This is a genomic window from Phycisphaerae bacterium, from assembly GCA_017999985.1.
Taxonomy (GTDB): domain Bacteria; phylum Planctomycetota; class Phycisphaerae; order UBA1845; family Fen-1342; genus JAGNKU01.
In genome coordinates, this window is record JAGNKU010000022.1 from 1 (window position 1) to 13,895 (window position 13,895).

Here is a 13,895-nt window from a genome sequence, read left to right on the forward strand (position 1 = left end):
ATCATGAACGGCGACATCAACGGCGACGGGTCGGTCGGCTTCGGCGACATCAACCCGTTCGTGAACCTGCTGACAGCACCGTAGGCGGAGTGCTGACCTGAAATGCACCGAGGCACGGGCAGGCAACGCTTGTCCGTGCCTCGTGCTTTGATCCACGGCGGCGAACAGCGGCAGGCGCAGCAGCAGAGCAACCGAGCAGGAGAACCGGAGAGCGACCCCGGCTCTGTCGGGTCGTGGGGGGAGTATTGCTCGGCGTCCGTTGGGCGTAGAATGTCGCCGCCGGGATAGCGTGAGGTAAACCCGTGGCGACGGCGCCCGTTCACAAACCGAAGCCCGACCAGCAACTGCTCTCGCCCGAGTTCATGACGAAGCTCGAGCAGCTCGAGATCCTCTCGCGCAAGATCTTCATCGGCCGCACGAAGGGCGAGCGGCGGAGCAAACGCAAGGGCGAATCCGTCGAGTTCGCCGATTACCGCAACTACGTCGTCGGCGACGACCTTCGCTTCCTCGACTGGAACATCTTCGCCCGCCTCGAACGGCTGCTGCTCAAGCTGTTCATGGAGGAGGAGGACCTCAACGTCACGATCCTCTTCGACGTATCGAAGAGCATGGACTGGGGCGACCCGCACAAGGGGCTGTACGTCAAACGCGTCGCGGCGGCCCTCGCCTACATCGGCCTGGTCAACTACGACCGCGTCAGCCTGCACGGCTACGCCGGCACGCTGAGCCACGAGATGCGCGGCGTCCGCGGGCGGCGGTTGGTGTCGCAGGTGATCCGCTTCCTGGATGGGATCGAGTACGGCGGCACGTCGAATTTCACCGCCGTGGCCAAGCACTTCGCCGTGCGGTACCAGGGCAAGGGCGTGGTGGTTGTGCTGAGCGACTTCATGGACAAGAGCGGCTACGCGGACGGCATCCGCTACCTGCTCAGCCGTGACCTCGACCTGTACGTGATCCAGGTGCTGTCGCCGGAGGAGATCGACCCGGTGCTGGCGGGCGATCTGAAGCTCCGCGACGTGGAGGACGAGGACCTGGCAGAGGTGACGATCAGCAAGCCGCTGCTGAACCGCTATCGCGCGAACCTGCAGGCGTACTGCGGCGACCTGAAGAACCACTGCACGCGGCGGGGGATCACGTACCTCTTCACGAGCACACGCGTCGAGTTCGACGTGCTCGTCATGTCGTACCTCCGGCAGCGGGGGCTGCTGCGCTGAAGACGTAACAAGGGGAGCAGGTAACAAGGTAACAATGGGGGCCGCACCGCGCGCTCAGAACCCCGAGCGGAAGCGAGCGGGCTCGCGCAGCACTCAGAATGAAGCAGAATACTCCAGCCCTCCCAGCTCTCGTCAGGCCGATATGCCCAGATAATAGGTGCCTGTCCCTAATATTTTGTCCCAATATTTGTCCCTAATATTCGGGGTGTCCACGAGCCCTGGGGGCGGGCCGCAGCGGCCCCCTCGGCCCGGGGAGGCCGGAGAAGGGTCCAAGAAGCGAGTACGCACGAGGCCGGACGGCGGTACAATGGAGTCACACGACCCGGTAGCGGAATTGGGCCAGGTCAAATGGAAAATGTCGGCTTAACCTCGTCACCGCTACGGAGCGAGCCACGATGACCACACGGTGGGCAGCGGTTGTCGCGGTGTTGAGTGGCGCTGCCTGCGGGCCGCCGGTATCGGCCGAGTGTGTGCCGACCTGGCTGACAGGTCCTGGCCAGGCAGTGCAGGGGCTGGACGGACCCGTGGATGCGACCACAACCTGGGATCCTGACGGACCAGGTCCCGCGCCGGAAGCACTCGTTGCGGCGGGCAGCTTCACCGTCGCATGGAATGTGGTGGCAAACAGAGTGGCGATCTGGGACGGCACAGATTGGGCACCCTTGGGCAGCGGGATGAATGGCTCTGTGTGCGCTCTGACTGTCTACAACGGCGAGTTGATCGCCGGAGGTCTGTTCACCATCGCCGGCGGGGTGAGCGCCAAGTACATTGCGCGCTGGGATGGCACAAGCTGGGCACCACTGGGCGCCGGGATGAGCAGCTACGTGCGCGCACTCACCGTCTGCAGCGGAGAACTCATCGCCGGGGGCGAGTTCACAACGGCCGGCGGCGTGAGCGCCAGCTATGTCGCACGATGGGACGGCGCGACTTGGGCGCCCCTCGGAAGCGGAATGAACGACTCGGTAGACGCCCTGACGGTCTACAGCGACGACGTGATCGCCGGGGGCTCGTTTACCATGGCGGATGGAACCAGCGCCAATCGCATCGCCCGGTGGGGTGGCACGAGCTGGGCGCCGCTGAGCAGTGGGGTGAATGACGCCGTGTTTGGCTTGGCCGTCTACAACGGCGAGTTGATCGCCGGGGGCTACTTCACCAGCGCCGGCGGAGTGAGCGCCAGCCACATCGCCCGATGGGACGGTACGAGCTGGGCGCGTGTGGGTGCAGGGATGAATGATGTCGTGCTGGCCATGACCGTCTACGGGGACGAGCTCGTCGCCGGGGGCGGTTTCAACACCGCCGGCGGCCAGGAGGTCAACCATATCGCCCGATGGGACGGTACAACCTGGGCGCCCCTTGGCAGCGGCACGAATGACTACGTGTACGCCGTGACAGGCTATAACGACGCGTTGATCGCGGGTGGCATGTTCAAAACCGCCGGTGGAGTGAGCGCCAACTTCATTGCGAGCTGGGCCGGCACGGACTGGGCGCCGCTCGGCACCGGGATGAATGACCACGTGATCGCCTTGACCGCTCACAACGGCCAGTTGGTCGCGGGGGGTTCATTCACCACCGCTGGCGGAGTGAGCGCCACCTATATTGCCAAACGGAACGGCGCAACCTGGGAGGCGCTTGGCAGTGGAATGGACAGGGGCATTCATGCCCTGACCGTCCATGACAGCGAGCTGATCGCGGGGGGTTACTTCTCACTGGCCGGCGGCGTGACGTGCACTCGAATCGCCCGTTGGGACGGCAGTGCATGGTTGTCACTCGGGTCGGGAATGAGCGGCAGTTACGAGACCAAGGTGTTAGCCTTGATGGTCCACGGTGGTGAGTTGATCGCGGGTGGCAACTTCACGATCGCCGGCGGCGTCACGTGCAATTACATCGCCGGCTGGGACGGCAGCGCCTGGGCTCCGCTTGGCAGCGGGATGAACGGCTCCGTGAGGGCCCTGACCGTCTACAACGGCGAGCTGATCGCCGGGGGCTATTTCACCATCGCTGGCGATCTGAGCGCCAGCCGTATTGCGAAGTGGGACGGGGTGAGCTGGGCTGCGCTGGGCACCGGGATGAATGACGCCGTGTTGGCTTTGACCGTCCACAACGGCGAGCTGGTCGCAGGAGGCCTGTTCACCACCGCCGACGGGGTGAGCGCCAACCGTATCGCCCGATGGGACGGTACAGGTTGGGAGCGGCTGGGCAGCGGGATGAACAGCTCCGTGCAGGCACTGACGTCCTACAACGGCGCGTTGGTTGCTGGCGGTGAGTTCATCACCGCGGGCGGAGTGATCGCCAATCGTATTGCCAAATGGGATGGAACAAACTGGACCCCCCTGGGCAGCGGGATGAATAGCGGTGTTTCGGCCCTGACCGCCCACAACGGCGAGCTGATCGCCGGGGGCCGGTTCACCTCTGCCGGCGGTGAAGTCTCGGGTTTCTGGGCCCGATGGGGGTGCGCCGGTGACTTGGACCATGATGGTGACGTGGACACCGATGACCTTGCTGTGTTGGCGGACTGCCTGAACGGGCCGGAGACCCCGCCCCCCGCCACCTGTGGCGCCGCGCACCTCGATGCGGACAGTGACGTGGACCTGGCCGACTTCGCGGCTTTTCAGGAGGTGTTTACCGGCGGATGACGTCGCGGGAGCTGCTTCATCGGTGGTTGACCGCGCCGCGATACCACTTGGCGAACCTGCGTTAGTAGCGAACTTGTCACCTTGTGACTCGTTACCAGGAAGCGTCCCGCGCTCGATCGCCGCCAAGGCGCCAACGGTGCAAAGCCACGAGTTCAGAGCTCAGAAACTCACATCGGCAGCTTCCATCCCGAATCGAAGCGACGCGGCAGGCTTTGCTGCGCTCAGCCCTGCCCTACGTCTTCACCTTCATGGCTCCTTGGCTACCTCCCCTCCGCCGGCGGCGGCTTCTGCCGGTACGGGTCGGCGAGCCACGGGCGCTGCATGTGCACCAGGCCGGCCGCGCGCAGCTCGTTGTAGTTCGTCAGCCGGATGTGGAGCCGCTCGAGCGCGGCGCGGAACTCGGGGCTGCACAGCAGATCCGCTTCGGCCTGCCGGTGCGCGGCCATCGCCGTCAGTCCCACCGGGTTGCGGTCCGTCAGCACCGCCATCTCGGGCGTGTTCGTGCCCACGTGCAGCACGAACAGGTACAGCTTCGGCTCGTTCAGCTGCTCGAGGATCGCGATGGCCTCGGCCAGCTTCTTCTCCGGTGGGGCCCGATAGACGTTCGGCGCATAAATCTCGCCGAAGTATTGCGAGATGCCCAGCTTGAACTCCCTCGCGAGCCGTTCGACGACCTGCTGCAACTCCGGCGTCGACATGATGGTGCCCATGTGGTAATCGACGTACGAGATCGGCAGGCCCTTGCGCAGCGCGAGGCGGATCTGCGCCCGCAGCTCCTTCTCGACCTCCTCCGGCTTCGGGTTGTTCGCGAAGAACGCGTCGCGCGAGGGGAAGAACTTGCCGAACTCGTCGACCAGCGACGGCACCTCGCTGTAGGGCAGGACCGGTCCCCAGCGGTACTCGTTCCACTCCGCGTTCACCGTCAGGTGCACGCCGACGCTGACTTCCGGATGCTGCTTGAGTATCTCCACCGCCTCGTCGAGCCAGGGCGTGTTCACGATCACTGACATCGAACTGCACACGCCTTCTTCGAGGATCCGCTTCGCGGCCATGTTCACGCCGTGACAGAACCCGATGTCATCCAGCCGCAGAATCAGGCGCGGTTGCTCGGCCGCGCCGCGCGCGCGTGCGGCAGCGCGCGTCGCGGGCTCATCGGCCGCAGCGAGACAGGTTGTGAAAGCGCCGCAGAGCAGGACGAGACGAATCGGCTTCATATCAATGCTCCTGACCTGTGGGACCGATCTGTAACCGGTCAGACCGCGCTCACCCGACATTTCCCAGATGACTTGGCCCGGCTCCGCTGTCGGGCCGTGCAAGGGCATCCTACCGCGCCCCGGCCTGCGGCGCACACGATTGTGAGATAATTAGAGATACTTGATGACAGCCACCTATTTAGATAATTAGTGACAGCCACCTATTTCACCTCCGCTTTCACCTTCGCCCGCCCCACCAGCCCGGCTTGCGCGCCCGCTACCGGCGACCGCGCGGCGGCAGGCTGGCGATGGCCAGGAGGAGCGCCAGCGTGGCGGGCTCGGGGACGGGCGTCAGCAGAAAGCCGTGAATCGCACCGTTAATCTCCCCCATGCCGACGATCTGTCCGCCGTCGTTGATACCAAACGCCTCATAGAGGCGCCAACCGCTCTGCGGCGCGATCAGGTCGTTGAGATCGAGCAGGGTTCCGGACTCCCAGATGAACGAGTGGAACTCCAGCTCGGGCTCGCCAGGCAAGTGCTGCACCAGCACCTCCGAGTAGCCGACCACCTGACCCCCGTTGTTGATCGCTTGGGCCGTGGTATAGCGCCCGTCGAGTGAGCCGAGGTCGGTCATCACGCCATCATCCCAGAGAAACGCGCGCGGTTCGCCGCCAGCCGGCCACGCCCGCCCCACAACCTGGTCCGCATCATTCAGCCCGAACGCCACGCTGTACTCGTCGGCGAGTGGAGCCAGGTCTTGCATGACGCCGTCGACGAAGAGGAATGCGTGCGACGGGCCCGTGGCGCGGGCGGCCTGTCCGACGACCCGGCCCGCGGCGTTGATGTCGTAAGCGACACTGTAGCCCCCGCCCAGCGTGCCGAGGTCGGTCACCTGTCCGTTCTGCCACAGACACGCGTGTTGATCCAGCGCGCCCGACAGTTCGGCCCAGCCCACGATCTGACCGGCGTCGTTGATGGCGCGGGCGCCACTGCTGGTCCCCCCGAGCGTGCCCAGATCGGTCATGGCCCCCTGCTGCCAGACGAAGGCGTGGAGGCTGTGGTTGCCCGGGAGATGCGCCCAGCCCACCACCTGGCCGCTGGCGTTGACGTCCAGCGCATTGCTCCACGAACCACCCAGCGTGCCGACCGCCGTCAACTGCCCGTCACGCCAGAAGAAGCCGGAGGCGCCGCCATCGCCAGCCACGAACCCGTTGGACGCGAGGCCCTGCGCCACGGAGTAGTCCGCGCCGGGCAGCACGCCGATGTCGGTGATCGTGAAGCGCACGTCGGCCTGGGCACCACAGACCAATGCGAGCAGGAACAGCCAAGCCGCCCCGCGCGATGGTGCCCCCAACTGCGTGGTGCTCATTCGGTCTCCTCCGTGTGCGGACGGCCGTGACCCCGCGCGGCCGTTGGCACGAGTCAGTATACCACGTTCCGGCGGGCGCTGGCGGACGGCAGGACGTGTGCGGCCGGGCGACAGGTGGTCGCCAATCGCGGGGGACAAGGTAGCGACGCGAGCGCGGGCGGCCGGACGCGAGTTGCTCATTCGCCCGCTGCGCGGGCTCAGGGGCGAGGCGTTTGCTGCGGTCCACGGGCTTGCGCCCGAGGCGACTCTCAGACGCCTGCTGCGCGGGCTAGGGCAAGAGACTGGCCGGCGTCTATGCTCGAGCAGCAGGCACGGAGGCCTGCCCTACGGCGCGGCGCGCAGGGGCGGTGGCCTGCCCTACTGGGGAGGCATGCCCTACTGCCGGCGATCTCGCCATGACGAGACGCGCGGGGTAACATTCGGCCATGAACTTCCTGAATCCGTGGTTTGCAGCGGCGGTCGCGGCCGTCGTCGTGCCGGCGCTGCTGATCCTCTACTTCCTCAAGCTGCGGCGGCGCGAGCAAGTGGTCGCGTCGACGCTGCTGTGGAAGCGCGCGATCCAGGACCTCCAGGTCAATGCCCCCTTCCGCCGGCTGCGGCGAAACCTGCTGCTGTTCCTGCAACTGCTTATCCTCGGCGCCGGCGTGTTCGCGCTGGCACGGCCGATCATCCGCACCGAGGTCGCCAACGAGGAACGCGTGGTCATCCTCATCGACCGCTCCGCGTCCATGAACACGCGCGAAGGCGACGTGACGCGCCTCGACCTCGCGAAGGAGCAGGCCGAGCGGCTCGTCCGCGTGTTCAATCGCCGGACCGGCGGCTGGCGGTCGTTCCTGTCACTCAGCGGCGCGAAGGCCCAGACGCAGGTCATGGTCATCGCATTCAGCGACCGGGCGTCGATCGTGTCGCCGTTCACCACGAACACGAGCGACCTCGTGGACCTGATCCGCCGGATCGAGCCCACCGACGGCCGGACGGACCTGCGCGAGGCCCTGGACCTGGCCGAGGCATACATGGCCCCGCCGACGCGGCTCAGCCCGGGCATGGAGAGCACACCGGTGCCGGCGGAAGTGCCGGCCAAACTGGTGCTCGTCTCGGACGGCCGAATCGCTAATCTCGACAAGGTCGTGCTGCGGAGCGGGTCGATGGAGGTGGTGCGCATCGGCGAAGGGCGCGACAACGTCGGCGTCACCGCCCTGCGGACGCAGCGCAATTTCGACCGGCCCGAGAGCCTCGAAGTGTTCCTGACGGTACGGAATTTCGGGCCGGACCCGGTGACCACGGACGTGGCCGTGTACGTGGACGGGACGCTGCGGGCAGTCCAGCCGGTCGAGCTGGCGGCGTCGAAGGCGGAACTCACCGATGAAGACTCGCCGGTACCGACCACACAGCCCGACACAGAAGAAGAAGGTAGCAGCCGGGCGCTGAGCTTCGACCTGCTGCTGGACCGTGGGGCGCTGATCGAGGCGCGGCTGCCCCGTTCGGACGCCCTGCCGGTCGACAACTCGGCGTTCGTCGTCGTGCCACCCCCCCGCCGCCAGAAGGTGCTGGTGGTAACGGAGGGCAAGTACCCGTTCCTGGACAGCGTGATCCGGGGGCTGCCGTTGCAGGAGTTCCCGTTCGTGACGCCGGCGGACTACGAGGCGTCGCACGCGGACTACGTGACGGACGGGCAATCGAGCTTTGACGTGGTCATCTTTGACAAGTACGCCCCTGAGACGCCGCCACCGCCAGGGAACTACATCTACCTGGGCGCGCTCCCGAAGGTAACGGGTATTGAGGCGGGGCCGCCGGTTGAGAAGCACGCGCTGATCTGGTGGGACGAGACACACCCGGTCCTGCGATATGTGTCGCTGGATTACGTGTATGTCGCCGAGAGCCTGAGCGTGACATTGCCGGCGCAAGCGGAGGTGCTGGCTGAGGGGCCGCAGGGTCCGGTGCTCTTCCGGTACGCGGCGGAGGGGCGGCAGTACCTCGTGCTGACATTCGCGGTCGAGAACAGCACCTGGTGGAGCAAGCTCAGCTTCGGCGTGTTCGCGTACAACGCCATCCGCTACCTGGGCGGCGGCGACAGCGAGGCCGAGCGCGGACCGGTGCGGCCCGGGGACACCTTGCGGGTGCAGGTGGCCGCAGGCGCGAAGGAGGCCAAGCTCTACCGCCCGGACAACACGCACGTGACGCTGACGCCGGACGCGAGCGGGGTCGCGTACTACGGCGGCACGGAGCGGGCGGGCGTTTATCGGGCCGAGGGTGCGCTGGCGGGTCGGGACCGGTTTGCCGTCAACCTGGAGGATGACTGGGAGAGCAACATCGCGCCGCCGGCGGGACCGCTGAAGGTCGACAACCGGCCGGTGCAGGAGATGGCGGCGATCCAGACGGCGACGCCGGAGGTGTGGCGGTGGTTCGTCGGGGCGGCGCTGGTGTTGGTGCTGCTGGAGTGGTGGGTCTACAATCGACGAGTGATGGTGTAGGGGTCTGGTCGCGCGGGTGCGGCCGGGAAACGAGTCCGAATACGTCGCGCGCGGCAGCGCACGGTGCAGGCAAGCGAACGGTGGGCTGACGATGACGGTCGACGAGCTGAAGGTGGGACAGCGGGTACGCGTGCGACAGACGATTGACCGTCGCGCGGGCGACTGGCACGGCACGACCGAGGGTGTGATTCAGGCGGTGGAAGTTGGGAAGACGGGGAGCTGGTATGCACACGCGAAGGACAACCGGTTCTGGCTCCGGCGGATCCGGCTGGTCAAAGCGGACGGGGAGGTCACGACGCTGAACCTGGATCAGCACTCGGAGGTCGAGCTGCTCGCCGATTGAGCGCGCGTCGGCGGCGGTGCGACGATGCGGACGGGGCGGGACACGGGGGACGAATCTTCGATGTTTGTGCGGCTATTCATGCTCCGTGAGCACCGCGGCCGATAGAAAACTGCGGGGGTGAACAGCCGTCGGCGAGGCACGTGGTGACGCGGCTCGCGACGGCCTGTCGGTCCGAGGGAGAGCCGCCCGGCGGTCCGCGGAGTGCAGTCCATGAAACCCGAAAACGTAGTCGCCAACCCGCCGACCGCCGCCTCGAAGACCTGGACGCGCGACCGCACGCGTCGCCCGCGCGCCGAGCGGCGCACGCCGTACCGCGTGCCGTGTCGTGTGCGACTGATCGACTCCACGACCGGCGAAGTGCGGACCGTCACGGGCGAGACAGTCGACATTTCATCGAGAGGCATGGCGCTGCAGATCGGCTTGGACGTACCCATCGGTACCTGGGTTGAGACGCTGGTGCCAAAGCCGAACGGCAACCCGCTGTTCCTGTGCGGCACGGTGGTCCACAGTCGCCAGACGATGACGGCCCATTTCGAGATCGGGGTCGAGACGGACCGGCCGCCGACGTTCGTGTAGAGTACGTCGCCGCGGGATGCCAAGCCTGATGGTGGGCGGTGCCCACCCTACATGCCGGACAGCAGGTGCGTGATGGAGACGAGCTGCTCGCGCAGGGCTTTCAAGGCGCGATGGCAAAGCATGTGCACTGCGCCCTCGGTCTTGCCAAGACGCTCAGCAACCTCGGCGACGGAGCGGCCTTCGAGGAAGCGCAGTCGAATCACGGCCCGCTGCTCCTCGCCCAGCCGGGCCAGACAGGTCATGAGCGCCGCGACGGCCTCATTGCGCGCGACGTGCCGGCTCGGCGTGGCTTCGGTGCCTTCGAGGCGATTCAACAGGTCGGGGTACGACGCACTCGGGCTGCCGTTGGTCGCCACGACTTCGCGGGCCGCGTCGCGCTTCTGACGGCGCAGCGCACGCTGCTGGTCGCGCAGACGGGAGATGGCGATCTTCTCGAGCCACTTGTAGAAGCCGCCCGGACCGTCGAAGCGGCAGCCCGCGAGTGACTGAAACGCCACCACGTATGCCTGCTGCAACACGTCGTCCGGATCGATCCGGCCGGCATACTCGTCGGGCAGCGCGGCCGCCACGGCGCCGCGCAGCGGCGCGTGATAGTGCAGGATCAGGCGCTGCAGTGCGTCGCCATCACCGGCCATGACGCGCTCAACGTCTGCAGCCCGTTTGCGTTCGCCCATCGCAGCCCTCCGAATTCGGAGTTGGAACGCTGCGCCCACCCGCCGGACACGCGCCGGCTACTTGATCTCCGACAGCTTCACCGCGGCCCGGTGCCGGGCGGAAAGCAGCGCCGCCTCAAGTACGCGCTGCGTCTCGTACGCGTCGGCAAAACTCGGCAGCGGCACAATGGGCTGCTCGTCGCCCAGGACGGCGAGCATGTCCGCGGCCATGTTCACGAACGTATGCTCATACCCGATGATCCGGCCCTCCGGCCACCACGCTCCGGCGTAGGGGTGATCCCCGCCGGCGGTGCACAAGACGCGCCGCCAGCCCGCCGTGCCGCGCGGTTCACGGTTGTCATAGTACCACAACACGTTCATGTCCTCGAAGCTGAAACGCAGCGCGCCCAGCTCGCCGTTGATCTCGAACGAGTTCGCATTCTGGTTGCCGGTGGCGACGCGCGTGGCCTCGAAACTGCCGACGGCGCCGTCCTTGAAGCGGGCGAGGAAGAGCACGCAATCGTCCACGTCACTCTTGCCCACGGGGCGGCGCACCGGTCCCGGTCCGGTGCGCGCGTTACCGGTCGGCAAGGACCGTTCGGGGATGAACGTCTCGGCGATCGCGCCAGACACTTCCACGATCTCCTGGCCGGTGATGAAGCGCGCCAGGTCGACGATGTGGGCGTTGAGGTCGCCGTGCGCGCCGCTCCCGGCGTATTTCTTCTGGAAACGCCAGGCCAGCGGTGTCTGGGGGCCACCCCAGCTCTGGAGGTATGTGGCGCGAACGTGATAGATCCGCCCCAGCCGGCCTTCCTGCGCCAAACGATAGGCGAGCGCCACGGCCGGGCAGCGCCGGTAGTTGTACCAGACGAAGGTCTTGGCGCGCCGCGATTTCAGCGCCGCGTTCTTCATCGCCCGGGCGTCCTTAAGGGTGTGGGCCAGCGGGTTCTCGCAGGCCACGTGCTTGCCGGCGCCGAGCGCCGCAATCGCCTGCTCGGCGTGCATGTAGTTGGGCGTGCTGACATCGACCAGATGGATGTCCGGGTTACGCACAACGTCCTTCCAAGTCGTGCTGTAGTTGCGCCAGCCCCACCGATCCGCAAACGGTGCCAGGGCAATGAGATCCAGGCCGGCGATCGTGTGCATGACCGGCCGGCGGGGCAGGTTGAAGAAACGCGCCACCTTCAGGTAGGCGTTGCTGTGTACCCGTCCCATGAACTTCTGCCCCAGCAGGGCCACATTGCAGACTTCCGACATGCATCGTCCTCCCGCGAGTCGGTCATCGGGTACGCGTGGCGGGCGGGAATATATCCAACCAGGTCGCGCCTGTCGACCTCTGCGGGAGGACTCGGGCGGATTCACGGGCAAACGCCCGCAAAAGTTGATTTTCGCCCCACAGACGGTAGCCTTCTTCCAACCACGGACGAATTCGGCCTGGAGGTGGCAAACGATGGCTGTGACGCATTCGGAGATCCAGCAGGTCGGGCAACTCGTGCGCGAGCACTATCAGGGCTTCGAGCGGCTCCTGACCGAAATACGTCGGGTGATCGTCGGACAGGACAACCTGCTCCGCAAGATGCTCGTGGGGCTGCTGGCGGATGGCCACATCCTCCTCGAGGGCGTCCCGGGTCTGGCCAAGACGACCGCGGTGGCCTGCCTGGCCCGGGCGATCCAGACACGGTTTCGGCGGATTCAGTTCACGCCTGACCTCCTGCCGGCGGACATTGTCGGGACGATGGTCTTCCAGCCGAAAGACGGTACCTTCGCGGTCAAAAAAGGCCCGGTTTTCGCGAACCTGGTGCTGGCGGACGAGATCAACCGCGCGCCAGCGAAGGTGCAGAGCGCCCTGCTGGAGGCCATGCAGGAACGGCAGGTCACCATTGGCGAGGAAACGTTCCCGCTGGACCAGCCGTTCCTCGTGCTGGCGACGCAGAACCCGATCGAGCAGGAGGGCACCTATCCCCTGCCGGAGGCCCAGGTCGACCGGTTCATGCTCAAACTGCTGGTCGAGTATCCCGCGCGCGACGAGGAGCGGCAGATTCTGGACCGCATGTCGCCGCAGCGTGGTCTGCCGCAGGTCGGGGAGGTTCTCCACCCGAAACAGATTTTCGCCGCCCGGCAGGTTCTGGACGAGATCTACATGGACGACAAGGTGAAGGACTACATCGTCAGCGTCGTCCACGCCACGCGGACGCCCCAGGAATTCGGCCTGAAGATCGGGGATTGGATCGAGTACGGCGCGTCGCCGCGTGCGAGTATCTACCTGGCCCGCGGTTCGCGGGCGATGGCGTTTCTGGCGGGGCGCGGCTACGTGACGCCTCAGGACGTGAAAGACATTGCCCCCGACGTCCTCCGGCACCGGATCATTGTGAGCTACGAAGCCGAGGCCGAGGAAAAGACGAGCGAAGACGTAATCCGGCACGTGCTGGACCACGTTCCGGTCCCGTAGGGCATCACGCGCCCCGGTCCGGGTGCGGGACCGCGACTCGTAAACGATCACGATTGGATGTTGTCAGCCGGCGCGGAACCGGCTAGAATGATCCATGGGAAATAGGTTAGGGCAACGGAGATGCCTGGGGGGGCAGCCAGATACCTAGGCGGAGGGCTGCCTGTTCCGGAACAGGCGCCCGTCCGCCATGGGTTGCACCACCCCTTGGGGAGCCAGGTGGTGCTGTAAGGAGCGAGGACCGCCACTCCAGTGGTCCTCGCTCTCTTTTTTTCCACGCCCGTTTGCCAGCGTGGCGCGGGAGCACACATCCTGCTCCCCATAAAACTGTAGTACCGCTGAAACGAAAATGTCCAGCGTCGGGAGCAGTTTCGCGTGAGCGCTGCATACCTTGCGGCCGATCTCCAACGGCGAGCTTGCGGCCGCCCTGCTCGCCCCAGCGCACAAAAAAGAGGACCCGCGGATGACGGGTCCTCAGGAGAGGAGGAGTTTCGAGGACCTTGTGCGATCCTCGTTAGGAGGAGGAGTACTAACTGTTAGGCAACGTACCGGGCCAAAGTCCACCGGCGTCCCAGAAAAAATGTACCGCGGTCCCAGGTAACAGGTGTAAAGCGTTTGCAGATAAACGCTTGCAGCTCAGAACTGGCCGCTGCTTTCTGGGTCGCACAGGTTCCCCGCCTTCCGCCGAGTCGAGCGTGCAAAAAAGAAGAACCCGCAGCTGGCGGGTTCTTGAGGAGGAGGAGGAGATGCTAACTTGTAGGCAGTGACTGCCGGAGATTTCTACCGAGGTTTCAAGGAAAACTGCTCCCGACCGGAAAAAAAGGCGTGATTCTCGGTCGTGCGCGGTTTAACCCGGCAACCAGGAATAAAAGGGCGGAGGGCGACCAGCTTGCGACTGACGCACCTCCGCCGCACCACACATGGGGGAGCCAGTGGTGCATTCAGGGCAAAAAAAGAGAGGACCGACCCCGGGGCCGGTCCTCCAACAACTTCGCGC

Annotated in this window: 10 protein-coding genes; 6 read left to right on the plus strand and 4 right to left on the minus strand. The window is 66.0% G+C overall.

The window, feature by feature from the left end; genetic code table 11:
- Positions 1-362: 362 nt before the first annotated feature.
- Together KA383_19410 and KA383_19415 are read left to right on the plus strand one after the other, a co-directional pair.
- Positions 363-1,214 (plus strand): DUF58 domain-containing protein, encoded by an 852-nt coding sequence (locus tag KA383_19410; GenBank protein ID MBP7748289.1) that lies wholly within the window; start codon positions 363-365, stop codon positions 1,212-1,214.
- A 524-nt stretch (positions 1,215-1,738) separates the two neighbouring features.
- Positions 1,739-3,847, plus strand: a complete 2,109-nt coding sequence (locus KA383_19415; GenBank protein MBP7748290.1) for a hypothetical protein — start codon at positions 1,739-1,741, stop codon at positions 3,845-3,847.
- Positions 3,848-4,107: 260 nt separating this feature from the next.
- Here the strand turns inward: KA383_19415 and KA383_19420 are convergent, their stop codons facing one another.
- Both KA383_19420 and KA383_19425 read right to left on the minus strand, forming a co-directional pair.
- A complete protein-coding gene (locus KA383_19420; protein ID MBP7748291.1) occupies positions 4,108-5,061 on the minus strand; it encodes a ChbG/HpnK family deacetylase in 954 nt (317 codons plus the stop codon).
- 256 nt (positions 5,062-5,317) lie between these two features.
- Positions 5,318-6,409, minus strand: a complete 1,092-nt coding sequence (locus KA383_19425; GenBank protein ID MBP7748292.1) for a DUF3466 family protein — start codon at positions 6,407-6,409, stop codon at positions 5,318-5,320.
- A 425-nt stretch (positions 6,410-6,834) separates the two neighbouring features.
- On the opposite strand from KA383_19425, the gene KA383_19430 reads away from it, so the two are divergent.
- The 3 genes from KA383_19430 (at position 6,835) to KA383_19440 (ending at position 9,799) form a co-directional block, all read left to right on the plus strand.
- Positions 6,835-8,880: a VWA domain-containing protein gene (locus tag KA383_19430; GenBank protein MBP7748293.1), complete on the plus strand. Its 2,046-nt coding sequence runs from the start codon at positions 6,835-6,837 to the stop codon at positions 8,878-8,880.
- A gap of 91 nt (positions 8,881-8,971) precedes the next feature.
- On the plus strand, positions 8,972-9,223 hold the full coding sequence (locus KA383_19435; protein ID MBP7748294.1) for a hypothetical protein: 252 nt from the start codon (positions 8,972-8,974) through the stop codon (positions 9,221-9,223).
- 210 nt (positions 9,224-9,433) lie between these two features.
- Positions 9,434-9,799 (plus strand): PilZ domain-containing protein, encoded by a 366-nt coding sequence (locus KA383_19440; protein ID MBP7748295.1) that lies wholly within the window; start codon positions 9,434-9,436, stop codon positions 9,797-9,799.
- Between the two features lie 47 nt (positions 9,800-9,846).
- Here KA383_19440 and KA383_19445 read toward each other — a convergent pair whose 3' ends face one another.
- Both KA383_19445 and KA383_19450 read right to left on the minus strand, forming a co-directional pair.
- Entirely contained in the window at positions 9,847-10,473 is a 627-nt protein-coding gene (locus tag KA383_19445; GenBank protein ID MBP7748296.1) for a sigma-70 family RNA polymerase sigma factor, read from the minus strand.
- Between the two features lie 57 nt (positions 10,474-10,530).
- Complete coding sequence (locus tag KA383_19450; GenBank protein MBP7748297.1) at positions 10,531-11,709, minus strand: Gfo/Idh/MocA family oxidoreductase; 1,179 nt, start codon at positions 11,707-11,709, stop codon at positions 10,531-10,533.
- Between the two features lie 193 nt (positions 11,710-11,902).
- On the opposite strand from KA383_19450, the gene KA383_19455 reads away from it, so the two are divergent.
- Entirely contained in the window at positions 11,903-12,901 is a 999-nt protein-coding gene (locus tag KA383_19455; protein MBP7748298.1) for a MoxR family ATPase, read from the plus strand.
- The last annotated feature ends 994 nt before the right edge of the window (positions 12,902-13,895 follow it).